The 17455-nt window shown below is 38.6% G+C and carries 13 protein-coding genes; 10 read left to right on the top strand and 3 right to left on the bottom strand.

All coding sequences use genetic code 11. The annotated features are described in order from the left end of the window. Position 1: 1 nt before the first annotated feature. The 5 genes from AC6CH7_RS13560 (at position 2) to AC6CH7_RS13540 (ending at position 5582) form a co-directional block, all read left to right on the top strand. Positions 2 to 2200 (top strand): alpha-galactosidase, encoded by a 2199-nt coding sequence (locus AC6CH7_RS13560; RefSeq protein WP_498263251.1) that lies wholly within the window; start codon positions 2 to 4, stop codon positions 2198 to 2200. Between the two features lie 143 nt (positions 2201 to 2343). Beyond that, entirely contained in the window at positions 2344 to 2571 is a 228-nt protein-coding gene (locus AC6CH7_RS13555; protein ID WP_048904626.1) for a hypothetical protein, read from the top strand. A gap of 22 nt (positions 2572 to 2593) precedes the next feature. Then, complete coding sequence (locus AC6CH7_RS13550) at positions 2594 to 2998, top strand: hypothetical protein (RefSeq protein WP_498263250.1); 405 nt, start codon at positions 2594 to 2596, stop codon at positions 2996 to 2998. Between the two features lie 78 nt (positions 2999 to 3076). Further along, positions 3077 to 3262 (top strand): hypothetical protein, encoded by a 186-nt coding sequence (locus tag AC6CH7_RS13545; protein ID WP_498263249.1) that lies wholly within the window; start codon positions 3077 to 3079, stop codon positions 3260 to 3262. Positions 3263 to 3296: 34 nt separating this feature from the next. Further along, entirely contained in the window at positions 3297 to 5582 is a 2286-nt protein-coding gene (locus tag AC6CH7_RS13540) for a glycosyl hydrolase family 95 catalytic domain-containing protein (protein WP_498263248.1), read from the top strand. A 9-nt stretch (positions 5583 to 5591) separates the two neighbouring features. On the opposite strand, the gene AC6CH7_RS13535 is transcribed toward AC6CH7_RS13540, so the two are convergent. Further along, positions 5592 to 5900, bottom strand: coding sequence for a GNAT family N-acetyltransferase (locus AC6CH7_RS13535; protein ID WP_498263247.1), 309 nt, complete (start codon positions 5898 to 5900; stop codon positions 5592 to 5594). Between the two features lie 167 nt (positions 5901 to 6067). Between AC6CH7_RS13535 and AC6CH7_RS13530 the strand changes: the two genes are divergently transcribed. Genes AC6CH7_RS13530 through AC6CH7_RS13515 form a run of 4 tightly spaced genes read left to right on the top strand, consistent with a single transcriptional unit; the run spans position 6068 to position 13042 of the window. Then, positions 6068 to 8389: a PSD1 and planctomycete cytochrome C domain-containing protein gene (locus tag AC6CH7_RS13530; RefSeq protein WP_498263246.1), complete on the top strand. Its 2322-nt coding sequence runs from the start codon at positions 6068 to 6070 to the stop codon at positions 8387 to 8389. Positions 8390 to 8392: 3 nt separating this feature from the next. Beyond that, complete coding sequence (locus AC6CH7_RS13525; protein WP_498263245.1) at positions 8393 to 9844, top strand: DUF1501 domain-containing protein; 1452 nt, start codon at positions 8393 to 8395, stop codon at positions 9842 to 9844. A gap of 10 nt (positions 9845 to 9854) precedes the next feature. Next, positions 9855 to 10880, top strand: a complete 1026-nt coding sequence (locus tag AC6CH7_RS13520; RefSeq protein ID WP_498263244.1) for an NHL repeat-containing protein — start codon at positions 9855 to 9857, stop codon at positions 10878 to 10880. A gap of 5 nt (positions 10881 to 10885) precedes the next feature. Continuing rightward, a complete protein-coding gene (locus AC6CH7_RS13515; RefSeq protein WP_498263243.1) occupies positions 10886 to 13042 on the top strand; it encodes a chitobiase/beta-hexosaminidase C-terminal domain-containing protein in 2157 nt (718 codons plus the stop codon). On the opposite strand, the gene AC6CH7_RS13510 is transcribed toward AC6CH7_RS13515, so the two are convergent. Beyond that, entirely contained in the window at positions 13017 to 13814 is a 798-nt protein-coding gene (locus tag AC6CH7_RS13510; RefSeq protein ID WP_498263242.1) for a DUF4350 domain-containing protein, read from the bottom strand. The two genes, AC6CH7_RS13515 and AC6CH7_RS13510, sit on opposite strands and share 26 nt — an antisense overlap. Positions 13815 to 13835: 21 nt before the next feature. Further along, positions 13836 to 15209: a flavin monoamine oxidase family protein gene (locus AC6CH7_RS13505; protein WP_498263241.1), complete on the bottom strand. Its 1374-nt coding sequence runs from the start codon at positions 15207 to 15209 to the stop codon at positions 13836 to 13838. Positions 15210 to 15377: 168 nt separating this feature from the next. Here AC6CH7_RS13505 and AC6CH7_RS13500 point away from each other — a divergent pair, with 168 nt between their 5' ends. Further along, positions 15378 to 17438, top strand: coding sequence for a glucosidase family protein (locus AC6CH7_RS13500; protein WP_498263240.1), 2061 nt, complete (start codon positions 15378 to 15380; stop codon positions 17436 to 17438). Positions 17439 to 17455 lie beyond the last annotated feature (17 nt).

Genomic DNA, 17455 nt, shown 5'->3' with positions numbered 1-17455 from the left:
GATGAAAGGATTGTGTCTGCTGAATTTGAGGTATGCTTTAGTCTACATATCGTTGATCTTAGCGGGTCAATTAAGTAATGTAAATGCACAGGGCAATCAATCTGTTAAGGATACATCGAAGCCGGATTGGTTATTAAATTCGACATCATATAAAGCTGCTATTTACAAGTCAGATAAGGATGTAATTCTTGAAAATGGATTGACCAAAAGAGTCTTTAGGATAACACCTAATGTGGCCTGTGTCGATTATGTTAATTTGATTAATGGCAGACAGTTACTAAGGTCTGTAAAAGCAGAAGCTCATTTAACCATCAACGGAAAAGACTATGAAGTTGGAGGTTTAAAGGGGCAAAAGGAAAACGCTTACCTTTTGCCTGAATGGCTTGACGGTTTTACGGCTGATAAGAATGCTTTCCAATTTGTTTCTTTTGATATAAAACCAATTTCGCCATATATTAAATGGAAAAGTAAATTTTGGGCAAGCAATAATCAGCAGCCTACCGGTAAGATGGTATCTTTTCTTTACAGGGCAGGAGCAGATGAACTGAAGGGCTTAACGGTAAGTATAAACTACGAGTTGTACGATGGTTTGCCTTTAATTGTAAAATCGTTAACGGTTCAAAATCAGGCTGATAAAATATTTAAGATCGACCGTGTAGTTAGCGAAGTTTTGGGGGTGGTTGAAGAGCAAAGCGCTGTAGTGGGATCGCCAGAAAAAATGGCAAAACCGCAAGGTATTTACCTGGAAACAAACTATGCCTTTAATAACGCAATGCGATACGATCTAAGTGATCAGACCACACATTGGAAGGCTGACTCGACTTATACCTCACAGGTTAACTACGATTATCAAACACCTTGTTTACTAGAAGTATATCCTGATAAAGCTCCAGGTATTGAACTGGAGAAAGGCGGTGTTTTTAATTCTGTGCGTACACTTGAGTTATTGATGGATAGTTATGATAGGGAGAGAAGAGGTTTGGCTATACGTAAAATGTACAATGCAATAGCACCATGGACTACTGCGAATCCAATTTTTATGCATTTGGTTAGCAAAAATGATCAGCAGGTGCGTACAGCAATAGATCAATGTGCCGCAACCGGCTACGAAGCATTAATATTAAGTTTCGGAAGTCATTGTAATATGGAAGACACCTCTGCTGCCAATATTGAAAAATGGAAGGGGCTGGCGGATTATGCGCATAGTAAAAAAGTATTTATTGGAAGTTATTCGTTGTTTAGCTCCAGAAAAATAAGCGATGAAGATGACGTAATAAGTCCTAAAACAGGTAAACCAGGCGGAGCTTTCTTTGGCAATGCACCATGTTTTGGCAGTAAATGGGGGCTGGGTTATCGTGATAAAATAAAGAATTTTTATGCTCATACCGGCTTTGATATTTGGGAAAATGATGGCCCGTACCCGGGAGATGTATGTGCTTCAACAACACACCCAGGACATAAAGGCCTGGAGGATTCGCAATGGAAGCAAATGGAAATTCAGAAAGATTTATATCGTTCATTAAATGAAAAGGGAGTATATATAAATGCGCCCGACTGGTATTTTTTGGATGGTACGCACAAAATAGCAATAGGCTACAGAGAGGGGAATTTCTCCCTGCCAAGAGCAAATCAGATGATCCTTAACCGCCAGAATATATTTGATGGAACATGGGAAAAAACTTCGTCTATGAGTTGGGGATTTGTTCCTTTAACAGTTTATCAGGGAGGAGGAGCTGAAGCCGTTCTGGAACCTTTAAATGATCATCTAAAAGATTACGAACAGTTAATGATGCAGTATTATGGAGCAGGTGTACAAGCTTGTTATCGGGGCCCGCGTTTATATGATACGGATGCTACCAAGCAAACTGTAATTAAAGTGATTGATTGGTATAAGAAATACAGAGATATATTGAACTCGGAAATTATCCATTTGAGAAGAGCTGATGGGAGAGATTGGGATGGAATACTACATGTAAACCCTAGCCTAAAAACCAAAGGTTTAATGATGTTGTACAATCCATCGAAAACCGAGATCACCCGTACCATAAAGGTCCCATTATATTATACAGGTTTGACCAGCACTGCCACTTTGAAAGAGAAGGAGGATGTGGCTAAAAAGTATGCATTAAACAGAGATTACGAGATATCTTATACCTGTACGCTTAAGCCTGAGAGCTATACCTGGGTGCAAATTGAATAATCACATTACTGTTTGGGAATTTTCACCGATGTTTTATGGCCACTCGTCGAGTATTTTGTCTGCTTTAGCCGGATAGAACTGGTATGATTTAGTAATAACCCTCATCTTTAGGGTAAGTTATTCATTAGATAGATCATAAAGCGATGAACACAATTAGTTTTAAAACTTCGGTAAAAGATAAATATGAGTTGATTTCTATCAGACCTATAATGGATATCATATTTGGAGAGAACAATTGGTCATTCAGGACCGAGGGAATTGATAGAATACTAAGCGTGGTAAGCTCTGTTCCTTGTGCACCTATGGTTAATTATATCTTAAAAGATAAGGGCTTTCATTGCGAAGAATTAACACCAGCGTTAAGTTTTTGAAATTGATTATCTTTGATCTGATATGATGAAAATTAAGTCTGGGAATTATAAAGAGCTGCTACTCCATTGGGTAGCTGGACTTTTCATGTTCTTAAACTTATTTGCATTATCCGGTACAGCCAATGTTATCTCTTCTGTTAATTTAGCCGCATATCCAACTGAAGAAAGGGTCGTTAATCAGCGTGGAACAAATGACCATAAAATATTCTACAGGAGTTTTGTTGCTAAGATCAATTGGGCTTATTCCAAAATTTCCTCGTTAAAATATGTTTTCAGGAATCTCCTGATGCTTAAAAATAGCATTGTTCATATCAAGTTCAATGCTAATGCATTTCTAGTTTTATTGATTAATTTTCTATTGGGCACTCTAGGTGCTCTGAGATTTCTTTTTTATCCGGCTTCTCCAAAAACAAGCCTCCCGGCGTAGTTTAATTTTCTAAGACTATTTATTGTTTTTTTTCACCAGAGGTTTATTGGCCGAAAGGCTTTTTCCTATATTTTTTTTATGAAACGCTTTAAGAAAACAATGCGTCTTTTTGGGCTCATCGTGTTGATAATATTAGCTTGTTTTGGGATTGGATTGGGTGGTACACCGCCTGTGTTACCGGTTATGCGCACCAAACAGGCGACAGAATTTATAGAAACCAGGGAAGAGGAGAATGTGGAGGAGGATATACGAAACTTAGCATAAAATAACCTATTTTTAAACCAGGTCAGGAAATCTTATGAACAGAACAATTGCATTATTCCTCTTTATTTTTACATCGGTTACTGCAATAGCGCAGTCTGTGAAACACGATCTTCATTTCAATAAGCTGGCATCTCAATGGGATGAAGCTATCCCTCTGGGTAATGGAACTTTAGGGGCCTTGATTTGGCAAAAAGGAGAACGGTTACGGTTCTCTTTGGACAGGGTAGATGTTTGGGATATGCGGCCAATGAAGGGTTTGCATCGGAAAGAGTTTAGTTATAAATGGGTAATCGATCAGGTAAATAAAAAGGATTATAAGCCTGTGCAAAACTATTTTGATGCACCTTATGACAGAGAACCTGCGCCTTCGAAAATACCCGGGGGTGCGCTTGAATTTGAAACCAAGGGTTGGGGGAAGGCCGAAGATGTTCATTTATCTTTAAAGGATGCAGTTTGTGAAGTGCGTTGGGCAAATGGGATTATACTGAAAACCTTTGTTGATGCCCTAAAGCCTTTAGGCTGGTTTAGATTTGAAAATGTAAGCAATGATTTTAAACCACATTTGATTGCACCAAAATACCAGGGAGAGGTCAAAGTTTCTGGTGATCCGGTAGGCGGTGATGACCTATCCAGATTGGGATATAAACAGGGGACAATTCAGCAAAATGGAAATAGCATAACTTATCGTCAGGAAGGCTGGGGTGGGTTTAGTTACGATATCAATGTTAGATGGAAAAGAATTGACAGTAAAACTGTTGAAGGAGTTTGGAGTATTTCATCTCAGTATCCCAATAAGATTGCTCATAGAAAAGCTGCTGTTGTTACTCAAAATGCCATCTCCTCTAGTTTTAACAAAGAGTTTACGGCGCATGTAGGATGGTGGAATAACTTCTGGAGTAAGTCGGCAATTCAAATACCCGATACGTTGATTGAGAAACAATGGTATTTAGAGCAGTATAAATTCGGCTCTGTAGCAAGAGCGGATGCGCCTCCAATTTCGTTGCAGGCAGTGTGGACGGCCGATAACGGAAGGATACCGCCATGGAAAGGTGATTATCATCATGATTTAAATACTCAGCTTAGCTATTGGCCTTCCTATAGTAGTAATCATCTTGATGAAGCAATGGGCTATATTAATCATTTGGAGCAAAATAAGGCAAACTATAAGCGCTATACTAAGCTTTATTTTGGTGCAGACGGTATTGCTGTGCCAGGAGTAACAACACTGGATGGTACAGAAATGGGCGGATGGATTCAATATTCTTTATCGCCAACAGTTTCTTCATGGCTGGGGCAGCATTATTACCTGCAATGGCGCTACAGTATGGATAAGGCTTTTCTTAGAAATAAAGCCTACCCATGGATCAAAGGAGCAGCCCTGTTTCTTGAAAACATAACGGCTAAAGACGGAAACGGACATAGGAAATTGAAAATTAGTTCGAGTCCGGAGATAAATGACAATGATCTTAGTGCCTGGTTTTTGGACAATACAAACTATGACCTTGCGCTAATGAAATTTACGTTTAAAGCTGCGGCGGAACTTGCTGCTGAACTTGGTTTGAAAACCGAAGCCGCGAGATGGAATAAATTGTTAAATGAGTTTGATGATTTCTCTATAACGGATAATGATGAGCTCAGATTTGCACCAGGTTTGGATTATAAAGAATCGCACAGACATTTTTCTCATATGATGGCTATTCACCCGCTAGGACTAATAAAATGGGAAGACGGACCGAAAGCTCAATCTATTATAAAGAATACGATACAACTATTGGATAAGATAGGCCCTGATTATTGGTGTGGGTACTCTTACTCCTGGCTTGCAAATATTAAAGCAAGAGCAAAAGATGGAGCAGGTGCGGCAAAGGATCTACAGATATTTGCAAGGGCTTTTTGCTCTATAAATAGCTTTCATTTAAATGGAGATCAAACAAAATCAGGACTATCCAAATTTCAATACAGACCCTTTACGCTTGAAGGAAACTTCGCATTTGCAGCAGGCTTGCAGGAGATGCTATTGCAGAGTTATGCAGGGTTTATTGAAATCATGCCTGCTGTTCCGGCCGAATGGAAAGACACTTCATTTGAAAACTTGCGTGCAGAAGGCGCATTTCTTGTAAGTGCAAAAAAAGCCGGAGGGCAAATAGATGAAGTTAAGATAGTTTCAGAGAAAGGCGGAGTAACCAAATTAAAACTGCCGTTTAAAACTCATTTTGTTGCTTCAAATGCAGGGTTTAAAATAAAATCCGCGGAAAACGGATTTTTGGAGTTAACGGCTAAACCAGGCGCAGTGTTGGTGTTGAAAAATGGGTATGAATAAAATATAGCGCTAAAAAGGAGTTACACTTTCATCCAAAATTCTGTTCCATTCGGTGTGTCTTTTTAGGTATGTTACTACAAATGGACATAGCGGAACAAGTTTATAGTGGTTGTCTTCCAGGTAAGCTAATGTTTTCTCAACTATTGCAGTTGCAGTTCCTTTTCCTTTAAGCTCTTCGGGTGCTTCGGTATGGATCAACCATATCTTTTTTCCATGCTCCTTGTAATCTATAAAAGTCAGGTAATTATCTGTTTTAAGCTCAAACCTGTTTTTTTCCGAGTTTTTTATCAGAGGTACATCGTTAAATTCTGTATTCATTTTTCAGAGTATTTAGAGTGATTTATACTGCAACAATTTAAACATTAAAAATTTCATATTCCGTTTTTTAGGAAAAATAATAATTGGTATTTAAAGTATTTATTCTAAATTTATAGAAGCGGACAAGTGAAAGCTTGTCTGTACAATTGAAACCAAATAGATATTGTATGTACCGTAGGCTTTTTTATTTAATGCTGACGTTTTTTGCTATTGTATATATTGTACAGGCATGCAACAACTCGTCTTCAAATCAGGTAGCCGAAGAACAGTTGCCAGATAGTATCAGTTACAATTTTAATGTCAGGCCAATTCTTTCTGATAAATGTTTTATCTGTCATGGCCCTGATGCGAATAAGCGACAAGCAGATTTAAGATTAGACATTGCTGAGGAAGCTTATAAGGCCTTGAAAGAGAATCCATCAGTGCATGCCCTTGTGCCCTTCAAACCTAATGCTTCTGAAGTGTTTTTAAGGATTTCCTCAAAGGATACAGCATATATGATGCCTCCGAAGTCATCAAACCTAAAATTGACTGCTAATGAAGTTTCTATAATAGAAAAATGGATTAAGCAGGGAGCTAAATATGAAAAACATTGGGCTTTTACTGCTCCTAAAGCCCCACAAATGCCTAAGCTTAAGGATGCTAAGTGGGTGAGAAATGAGATAGATTATTTTGTGCTGGATAAACTAGAGCATAAAGGAGTGGCACCTAACCCCGAAGCAGATAAGGAAAGATTATTAAAGCGTGCTAGTTTGGACATTACCGGTTTGCCGCCGTCTATTGAGATGATGGATAAATTTCTTGCTGATTCCAGTAGTAATGCATATGAGAAGGTTGTGGAGTCGTTATTGTCAAGCCCTGCTTATGGCGAAAGGATGGCGTTGCATTGGTTAGATGTTGCCAGATATGCTGATTCTCATGGATATCAGGATGATAATTATCGCAGCCAGTGGCCATGGAGAGATTGGGTAATTCATGCTTTTAATGAAAATATGCCCTATAACCAATTTGTGACCTGGCAGCTTGCCGGAGATTTGATGCCAAATGCTTCAAAAGAACAGCTTTTAGCAACTGGTTTTAATAGGAACCATAAAATAACAGAAGAAGGTGGTGTTATTGATGAAGAGTATCGGGTTGAGTATGTTACAGATCGTACAAATACCTTTGGAAAAGCCATTATAGGTGTTACACTGGAATGTGCGCATTGCCATGATCATAAATACGATCCATTTTCACAAAAGGAATACTACCAGGTATTTGCTTTTTTTAATAATGTAAAGGAAGTTGGAATTGAATCGGTTGTTGGTGGTCCGGAGACTTATGCGAAAAAGCCACTTATGGAAATCAGCAATGCTGATGTTAAAGAGATATTGAAATTTGTAAATAAGCAGGATACAAATAAGTTAATCGTATCAGTAATGGGCGATCAGGATACGGTTCGCAAAACCTATTTGCTAAAGAGAGGTGTATACGATGCTCATGGCGAGGTAGTGGAAGCCGGAACTCCGAAATCATTACTTTCATTTAGTGATAAATACCCTAAAAATAGACTTGGATTAACACAATGGTTGTTTGATAAGAAAAACCCGCTTACCTCAAGAGTATTTGTAAATCAGGTATGGCAGGAGTTTTTTGGACGCGGTATTGTTAAAACTTCAGGAGATTTTGGGATGCAGGGAGAGTTGCCTTCACACCCTGAATTGCTTGATTGGCTTGCGGTTGATTTTATGAATCATGGATGGAACATCAAACGCCTGGTTAAGCAAATAGCTTTATCTGCAACCTATAGACAATCTGCCGTAGTCTCTCCAGAAAAACTGAAGACTGATCCGGATAACATTCTTTTGGCAAGAGCACCGCGTTATCGAATCCCTGCTGAACTTGTTAGAGATGTGATACTTTCCAGTAGCGGTTTGTTAGTGAATACAATAGGAGGGCCAAGTGTTAAGCCTTACCAGCCACCGGGCCTTTGGGAAGGAGCTACATCAGGTAGGGGTTTATTAGCCACATATAGACAGGATCATAACGAGAGTTTGTATCGCAGAGGTATGTATACTTTCATTAAAAGAACTGTTCCCCCACCGGTAATGGGGATTTTTGATGCCAGTAACAGAGATCAATGTGAAGTTAAAAGATTAAAAACGAACACGCCGCTTCAAGCATTGGCGATGATGAATGACCCAACAGTACTAGAGGCGTCACGTGTTTTGGCCGATAAGGTATTACAAGATAAAGGAACATCAGAAGCAAAGATCAGTAAGGCATTTAGAAAGATCGTTTGTAGAAAACCTAAGGACAAAGAAATAAAGCTCCTGGCCGCCTATTATGCCGACCAGTTGAAGGTGTTTAAACAAAAATCAAATGCAGATAAAGTTTTGGCAGTTGGAGAGTATCCGCGCTCTCAGAAAAGCAATAAAACTGAACTTGCTGCAATGATGGAAGTAATAGCAGCAATATATAACTTAGAAGAAACCATTACAAAATCCTGATTTATGGAAAAGAATATTTTGGAGCATGGGCTTAATTTTAACAGACGCCGTTTCCTTTCAAAATTAAGTTTGGGACTTGGGAGTATTGCACTGGGGTCGTTATTAATTCCTGATCTGTTTACAGGTAGTTTTGAAGAAGCAGGACTTCCTCCTGGTATTCCGGATTTTGCTCCTAAAGCCAAAAGAGTAATTTATCTGTTTCAGAACGGTGCACCGTCGCAACTGGAGTCTTTTGATTATAAACCTAAGCTTAGAGAGATGATGGGGCAGGAGCTTCCGGCATCCATTAGAGCAGGTCAACGCCTTACAGGTATGACGGCTAATCAATCTTCTTTCCCTTTGGTAGGTTCCTATTATGATTTTAAGCAATACGGGGAGTCCAGAGCATGGATTAGTGACTTGTTCCCTCATACGGCAAAGGTTGTAGATGACATTTGTATCATTAGATCTATGTTTACCGAAGCGATAAATCATGATCCGGCATTAACTTTCTTTCAAACTGGGGCGCAGCAAGGAAACAGACCAAGTATGGGTGCATGGCTTAGCTATGGCTTAGGTAGCGAAAATAAAAATCTGCCAGCGTTTACGGTATTGTTGTCGCGCGGTAAAGGTAATGGGCAGGGGGTATACTCCAAACTATGGACTAACGGATTCCTGGATTCAACACACCAGGGGGTTCAATTTAGCAGCGGCGAAGATCCGGTACTTTATTTAAAAGACCCGGAAGGGCTGAACAGGTTTGAGAGAAGAAAGATGCTGGATAAACTAGCCGAGCTAAATGAGATGTCGTATCAGGAATTTGGTGATCCGGAGATAAATGCCAAAGTGCAACAATACGAAATGGCCTATCGAATGCAGACTGCCGTGCCTGAAATCACCGATCTTTCTAAAGAACCTGACGATATTATAAAGCTTTACGGATCTGATTGCTTGGTTCCGGGAACTTTTGCTGCCAATTGTTTGCTGGCGCGAAAGTTAAGCGAAAACGGGGTGCGTTTTGTGCAGTTGTATCATCAGGGATGGGACCAACATGGCAATCTGCCAAATGAAATGGCAGGGCAAGCTAAAGACGTAGATCAGGCATCTGCTGCATTAATAACTGATTTGAAACAGAGGGGATTGCTTGATGAAACGCTGGTGATCTGGGGAGGTGAATTTGGCCGTACTAATTATAGTCAGGGCGCAATGACCAAGGATAACTATGGTCGTGATCATCATCCCCGCTGTTTTAGCATTTGGATGGCTGGAGGTGGGATTAAACCAGGCATAGTATACGGTGAATCTGACGAATTTGGATATAACATTGTAAAAGATCCTGTTCATGTGAACGATTTTCATGCAACAGTTCTTCATCAGCTCGGATTAAACCATGAGAAACTTACATTTAAACATTTAGGCCGTAGGTACAGATTAACGGATGTAGCCGGCAAAGTAATTAACGATATTATAGTATAAAGCATATTTTATGAAAAGGAGAGAATTTTTAAAACATACAACTGCAGTTTCTGCAGGATTTTTTATTATGAAAGATACATTAGCAAAATCAAAAGAACCTGTGTACGGCCACAACAACATGCGTTATACTATGGATGCAAAATGGGGACAATTGAACCCCGCAAAGAATCCGGTAAATGATTGTCATGAAATGGTGCAGGATAAAAAAGGCCGGATTATTTTATTGACAAATGAGACCAAAAATAACGTACTGATCTATAATAAATCGGGCAAATTGTTAGATTCCTGGGGCCATGAATTTCCCGGAGCACATGGATTAACACTTACCAGAGAGGGCAGTAAAGAATTTCTTTTTATTACCGATACAAACAGACACCAGGTATATAAGACCACTTTGGATGGTAAAATACTGATGACACTTGATTGCCCGATGGAAACAGGCTTGTACAAAAAAAATGAAGAATATGTCCCAACTGAAGTAGCAGTTGCTGATAATGGTGATTTCTTTATTGCGGATGGTTATGGATTGCAGTATGTTCTGCATTATAATGCTGAAGGTAAATTATTGAGTTATTTTGGTGGAAAAGGTGCCGAAACAAAACATCTGGATAATGCGCATGGAGTTTGTATTGATAAAAGACAGGGTGAAGCCTCATTGCTGGTTACAGATCGTACACGCAATTGCTTTAAACGCTTTGATATGGCAGGGAATTTAAAAGAGGTAATTGCACTTCCGGGTGCCTGTGTTTGCAGACCGGTAATTAAAAATGACTATTTATATGCTGCGGTGCTTAGATCACCGGATCTGAATAAGGAAAACAGTGGCTTTGTTACGATTTTGGATAAGGATAATAAGGTAGTGTCTAATATTGGTGGTTCAGCACCGGTTTATACGGATGGCGTATTACAACCCATGTCGCAGGCAGAGAAGATTTTTCTGAATCCACATGATGTATGTGTAGATGACGACGACAACCTTTATGTAGCACAATGGGCATCGGGCAAAGTATATCCATATAAATTTACCCGTGCATAATTTTTATGAGAATTACGCTTAAAGGTTTTACTGAAAATACATTATTTGCGTTAAACATCTTTATTGTCTTTTTACTGGTATTTGGAGATAAGATTTCTGTGCCGTATTGGTTACAGCCATTGGGTAGGCTGCATCCAATGATTCTGCATTTTCCTATTGTACTTTTGCTGTTAGCGATGCTTCTGGAATTCTTTCGCTTTAAGGAAGCATATACAGGAGAAAAACTATATCAGAATTTTACTACCGGGTTATTGTTAACCGGAGTTTTATTGTCTGCAGTAACTGTGGTTATGGGATTGTTTCTGTCTAAAGAAGAAGGTTATAGCGGTAGTACCTTGCAATGGCACAAATGGACAGGAGTAAGTATTGTCTTTATTTCTTCAATTATCTATTGGTCGAGAAACTCCTCCTGGTATAAAGCATCTGTAGCAAAAGCAGGTGCTGTTATTACAGTTTTATGTTTAATTGTTACTGGCCATTATGGAGCTACATTAACTCACGGAGATAATTTTGTTCTGGCAGCTGTAATGCCAGAAAAAGAAAAGGTTCCTGTAGATAAAGCAGTCATATTTGATGATGTGATCATGCCCATATTTAATGAGAAGTGCTTGAGTTGCCATAATTTAGAAAAAGCAAAAGGCAGTTTAATTCTGGCAGATGCTAAATCAATGCTTAAGGGTGGAAAGAACGGCAAGTTATTTGTGCCCGGAAAACCTGAAATAAGTTTGCTGCTGGAACGAATACACCTCCCCGTGGATGACAAAAAGCACATGCCTCCTAAGAGTAAATCTCAGTTAACAAGTGGAGAAATTGCCATTTTAGCATTATGGATAAAGGGTAATGCTGATCTAAAGAAGAAAGTTTTAGATCTGCCAAAATCCGATTCTTTGAGAGTACTATCCGCATCATTGTTGGGCCCTGTAACATCTGTTGAGGAAAATTATGATTTTTCGGCAGCAGATGAAGCAACGGTTAAAAAGCTAAATAACAATTATCGTGTAATTTATGCACTTGATAAAATATCGCCCGCTTTAGAAGTAAATATTTATAATAGAAGTATTTATAAGCCTGAAGCGATAAAAGAACTGACGCCTGTTAAAAAGCAGATTGTATCCTTAAATCTGAATAATTTACCGGTTAAAGATGAGGAACTAAAGATAATAGGAGCGTTTGAAAATCTGCGGAAGCTAAATTTAAATTTTACAGATATTAAGGGCGATGGACTCAAGTATCTAAAGTCTTTAAATCATTTAAATGCATTATCATTATCAGGAACTAAGATTAATTTTAGCTTTGTTAAGCAGCTTGTGGGTATGAAAAGCCTTAAGGAGTTGACCTTGTGGAATACCGGTTTAAACGAGGCTGAGATAGGTCAATTGCAGAAAATGAATAAGGGATTGGATGTAATAGGTGGTTTTAAAGATGACGGAAAAAGCCCGGTTAAATTAAATCAGCCGCGTTTAAGCACAGATGTTTCTATTTTTAAAAATTCATTATCCCTTCAGGTAAAACACCCGGTAAATGGAGTACAAATAAGGTATACTACAGATGGCACAGAACCTGATAGTCTTAAGTCACCTTTGTATGATAAAGAAATTGTGATTAAGGAAACTACTACACTAAAAGCAAAAGCATATAAAGCCGGATGGTATAGCAGCGATGCGGTAGTTTTTAACTTTTATCAAAGCAATTACAAGCCTGATAGCATTGCTTTTTTATTGCAGCCAAATGAAAAGTATAGGTCTGATGGGACAAAGATATTAGTCGACAATCAGCTGGGTGATTTTGATATTAATACAGGAAAATGGATTGGTTTTAGAGAAAATAACATGGAGACCATGATGTTCTTTAAGCAGCCTGTTTCTTTAAAATCGGTAACACTTAATGTAATGAGACAAGTTTCTGCCTATATTTTACTTCCGCAGGAAGTTGAGATTTGGGGTGGTGCAGACAAGAAAAGTCTTCGTTTACTGAAGGCTATAAAAAATCAAATGCCACCTAAAGACGAAGGGAATGCGCTTGTAAAGTTAGATGCAAAATTTGAACCGCGCAGTATCTCTTGTTTAAAAATTGTAGGAAAAAACTTTAAGAAACTCCCTCAATGGCATCCAGGTAAAGGCGAACCAGCATGGATATTTATTGATGAGGTATTCTTGAACTAAGCCATTTTACCAGTTCAACTGCACCATTGTAGTTTTCGTATGTTGAGGGAATGCGGGTTCCATCAACATATTCGTTATAGATCCATGGGTCGCCAAGGGCAAAAACAGTCCCCTTGCCGTATCTTGCAGTAGCCATGATAACGTCGTTCTGTTCTGTTATTAAAGCCTTTGCAGGTGGATTCAATTGAAGAATTGAAAGTTCCTTTATATAGAATTTTTTAGAAGCTGTAAACACCTGATTTCCTGAGGGAATATTTACGGTTCCTGTTTCATAGTTTTTTCCTTTTACCATGTTTCGGCTTTTATTGGAAAAGTTAATGCCGAAATTTTTTGCGAGGATATTTAGCTGCGTAAGGTTGGTATTGGCACTGTCGTTGGCTAATAATACCAGTACCCCTCCGGCTTTTACCCATTTGGTAATTGCTTCAATATGATCTTTGTTAATGTAATTTGGGTTAGGGGTTTCCTTAGTGTTGTCTGGATCTACTATAATATATACATCAGTGCTCTTTAAAGATTCAAGGGTTGGTCCGCCATCAAGATTTTTAATCTGGAATCCATTCTTTTTAAAAATATCTCCAAGTATGGAATAGCCATTCAGCGTTTGATCTTCCCATGTGTAATGAAACCTGATCTCATTTCCATCCTTGTTCTTTTTTGTTTCATGATTAAAAAAATTATCAAGTGTAACTACCTTATCCTGTTGTGCATTTGAAACAGATATGGAGCCGAAAAGTATCATCAAACTAAAACCAAAATTCTTTAATCTCATTTTTTATATTATTTGTTCTTATTATATTTTATCCGCTGCTTCTTTTCCGGTTTCCAGCGCACCTTCCATAAATCCTTGCCAATTTTCAGACAAGTGTTCGCCAGCGAAATGAGTATGGATATGGGGTGCATTTAGTTTGGGAAACAAATCAAACCATTGCCCTTTTCCATACATGGCATAGGCACCCATTGATAGCTCATTATTGCCCCAATAATAGTTAACCTGTTTTTCTAACATTGAATTTACATTGGGAAAAGCGACTTGTAAAGACTGCTGTATCATTTCGGCTCTCCATTTATCAGTTTGGTTGGCAACAACCGCTGCTTTGTCTCCGATCGTATAAGAAATTAAAACGCCCTTTTCTGACTTTTGATTTTTTGTTGCATGGTAGAAATAATGTCCTGATGTATCAGTAATCATATCAAAACCTTCTTCTTTCCAGAAACGCGTATTGAACTCTAATGCGTTTTTGTTGATACGTGCATACTGTAAAGCATCCATTGCATAGGCCATGGATGTTGGAAGAGCTGGCTGCCAGTCGATCTTTTTTACTGCAAAGGTAGGCGCAGTACAGATTAGCTTGTCGCCTTCAGCAATGTAACCATTGTCGCAGTGTACTTGTACCTTATTGCCTTGTACTACCTTTTGCACCCTGATGTTTAGTTTTATTTTATCAGAAAATAATTCTTTAAATTTAAATGCCAGTTGCTGGTTCCCACCCCTTATTTTGTAATCCATTTCATTTATGGAATTTTTACTGCTTCTTGAGTATTCATCAAGAGCAGAATATGCAGATACATGACGTATACTTTCGCCAAAATCTGTGCTGTCTGTTAATTCTCTTAAATCCAGATCAACCCCCTTACACCCATTGTTTATAAGGTAGCGCCACCAATCAATTTTGTCTAGTTTTTTCCCTAGAGTTTCTTTTTGAATGTCATTTAATTTCTGGTAATCTGCGATCAGTTTATCATATTTTTGACTCCATTCCGGAGTGATAATCTCATTAACTGATTTATAATAGTTGTTTTTATAGATGGCCTGAGTTTTGAACTGGTTGTTGTCTAATGGCAGATTAAACTGGTTGCAAAGACCACGAAGCAGTTCATGATCTTCTCCTACCCATTCTGCTCCCAATTCCACAATAAGCTTTTCCTTTTCGTCTATTGTGTGCGAAAATACCCTGCCGCCCACTTCTTTCCCGCACTCAATAATTTCAAAATCAATGTTTCTCTTATAGAGTGCATAACCAGCAGATAAACCAGAAAATCCCGCACCTATAATGATGACTTTCTTCTTCTTAGGAATAAAAAAATTGCCTACAGAGGATGATTCTATGAATGTACCTCCAGCCAGCAATGCTGCCTCTTTAAGAAACCGTCTGCGAGAACCCATAATTAAAGATAAACATTTTTCAAGATGAAAAATTGTGCGCATCTGAATATGCTAATACGGTTGATTACTTAGCTAATAGTGGCAATAGATTAGCTCTAAGTATTAGTCAAATTGCACTTGCAATCCAGAATGAATAAATTACAATAGGATTAAGAAAAATAAAGAACCATGAAGGGAAATCTTATTCATACCGTGGTGCTCACAGCTTGTATGGGTATCATTCAATCATTTAGTTATGCTCAACAGCGTGTGCTGCCTAAACAAACAGATCGTTGGGCCATTCAGGAAGACGGCAGTATTAGCTGGCCAATAAAAAATGAATTACCTCATACAGATCATATTGAGATGGCAGGAGAGAAGGTCGCATTGTGGGTTGAGTATGGTTTAGATAGCAATAGAAAATCGAAGATTAGCAGAACAGTTGTATTTCCGACTTTTAGAATGTTGCCTGATGGAACAAGAACACATATTTCTTATTCTTTTCAGGATAATGAATTGCCAAGGTTTTATATAAACAATAGATTGTTAGATTTTTCAACTGAAAAAAGTGGTAAATCCGGCACATTAGGCTTTAGTATTAAAAAGATAAATCATAAAGGAATTATGAAGGTTTCTGCTGAAACAGGTATGCCTGTTTTAGCAGAAATAGAAAGAAGCCTCTTTCCTTCTGTGGATAGGCCGATGGCTATTGAGAAGTTTGTTTTTACTAATAAATCAGATAAAGAACAAACTATTTCAATGGAGTATTTAAGGCGGGAAGTAAGAACTGATCCTTCTAAAAGTAAAGTACAATCTCATTCGGTAATAATGGGTACAATAGGAGAAGGGAACCGCATTTTGCAGCCTGGTAAATCGGTAACTTTTGCCGTTTATTATCTGGCAACAGACACACCGCAAAATATAGAGACCATCGATCCTGATCTGGAAGAGCAAAAAAGAGTAGCGAGGATAGCCGAAATTCTGGCGCCACTTAGATTAGAAACTCCAGATAACATACTTAATACCGCATTTGAGTTTGCTAAACTAAGAGCTACCGAAAGCATTTATAAAACAAAGGGTGGTTATATGCATGGGCCAGGTGGTTTGGCTTATTATGCCGCAATATGGGCAAATGACCAGGCAGAATATGTTAACCCATACTTCGCATTTTCAGGAGACAGGATCGCTAATCAATCAGCAATGAATTCTTATCGCTGGTTTACAAAATATATGAATCCGGATTATAAGCCAATCCCAAGTTCTATTGTTGCTGAAGGGGATGCCGTTTGGAAAGGTGCCGGAGACAGAGGAGATCAGGCGATGATAGCTTATGGCGCATCGCGTTACGCTTTGGCTAATGGAAACATAGATTCAGCACGTGTATTGTGGCCACTAATTGAATGGTGTTTAGAATTTAGCAGAAGAAAAATGAATAGTGAGGGGGTGGTGAATTCAGATAAGGATGAGCTTGAGGGGCGTTTCCCTGCCGGGAAAGCAAATCTGGCGACAAATACCTTATACTATGATGCATTGCGATCTGCCACATTATTAGGTCCGCTATTGGGCAAGCCGAAGGCACAAATAGATGGGTATCGTAAACAAGCTGATGCATTAAAAATAAATATTGAAAAATATTTTGGTGGAAATGTTGAGGGTTTTGAAACTTATAAATATTACGAAGGGAATGATGTATTGCGTGCCTGGATATGTTTGCCACTTACTGTAGGCATATTTGATAGAAAAAAGGGAACTATCGATGCCTTGTTTTCTCCACGTTTGTGGACTGCCGATGGATTAGCAACACAGGCAGGTAAGGAAACCTTCTGGGATCGTTCTACACTTTATGCATTAAGAGGAGTTCTGGAGGCCGGAGACACTGAAAAAGCGATGGATTTTATAAAATATTATTCGAGAAGGAGGTTACTTGGTGATCATGTGCCTTATCCAGTGGAAGCATACCCTGAAGGGAACCAACGTCATTTATCTGCAGAAAGTGGCTTGTATTGCAGAATATTTACTGAGGGGCTTTTTGGCATGCGACCTATTGGTTTTAATAGCTTTAATTGCACACCAAGAATGCCAAAGGCATGGGACAAATTCGCATTGCGCAATATCCGTTCTTTTGGAAATGTATTCGATCTGGAAATATCAAGGGCAGGAAAAGATAAGCTGGCAATTGTGGTTAAGAAAGGTAATAAGGTATACAAATATCAAATAAAAGAAGGTACAACTCAATTGATCAAGTTATAACTATAAATTCTTAATCC

The sequence above is a fragment of the Pedobacter sp. GQ55 genome, from assembly GCF_059758925.1.
Note: the sequence above shows the minus strand (reverse complement) of the source record. Positions and strands in the feature narration are given on the sequence as shown.

Excerpts from the sequence above, each read along its gene's own strand:
- AC6CH7_RS13545 (WP_498263249.1), top strand. The coding sequence starts at position 3,077 with ATGAAACGCTTTAAGAAAACAATGCGTCTTTTTGGGCTCATCGTGTTG.
- AC6CH7_RS13540 (WP_498263248.1), top strand. The coding sequence starts at position 3,297 with ATGAACAGAACAATTGCATTATTCCTCTTTATTTTTACATCGGTTACT.
- AC6CH7_RS13555 (WP_048904626.1), top strand. The coding sequence starts at position 2,344 with ATGAACACAATTAGTTTTAAAACTTCGGTAAAAGATAAATATGAGTTG.
- AC6CH7_RS13535 (WP_498263247.1), bottom strand. The coding sequence starts at position 5,900 with ATGAATACAGAATTTAACGATGTACCTCTGATAAAAAACTCGGAAAAA.
- AC6CH7_RS13550 (WP_498263250.1), top strand. The coding sequence starts at position 2,594 with ATGATGAAAATTAAGTCTGGGAATTATAAAGAGCTGCTACTCCATTGG.
- AC6CH7_RS13510 (WP_498263242.1), bottom strand. The coding sequence starts at position 13,814 with ATGAGATTAAAGAATTTTGGTTTTAGTTTGATGATACTTTTCGGCTCC.
- AC6CH7_RS13530 (WP_498263246.1), top strand. The coding sequence starts at position 6,068 with ATGTACCGTAGGCTTTTTTATTTAATGCTGACGTTTTTTGCTATTGTA.
- AC6CH7_RS13505 (WP_498263241.1), bottom strand. The coding sequence starts at position 15,209 with ATGGGTTCTCGCAGACGGTTTCTTAAAGAGGCAGCATTGCTGGCTGGA.
- AC6CH7_RS13515 (WP_498263243.1), top strand. The coding sequence starts at position 10,886 with ATGAGAATTACGCTTAAAGGTTTTACTGAAAATACATTATTTGCGTTA.
- AC6CH7_RS13525 (WP_498263245.1), top strand. The coding sequence starts at position 8,393 with ATGGAAAAGAATATTTTGGAGCATGGGCTTAATTTTAACAGACGCCGT.
- AC6CH7_RS13500 (WP_498263240.1), top strand. The coding sequence starts at position 15,378 with ATGAAGGGAAATCTTATTCATACCGTGGTGCTCACAGCTTGTATGGGT.
- AC6CH7_RS13560 (WP_498263251.1), top strand. The coding sequence starts at position 2 with ATGAAAGGATTGTGTCTGCTGAATTTGAGGTATGCTTTAGTCTACATA.
- AC6CH7_RS13520 (WP_498263244.1), top strand. The coding sequence starts at position 9,855 with ATGAAAAGGAGAGAATTTTTAAAACATACAACTGCAGTTTCTGCAGGA.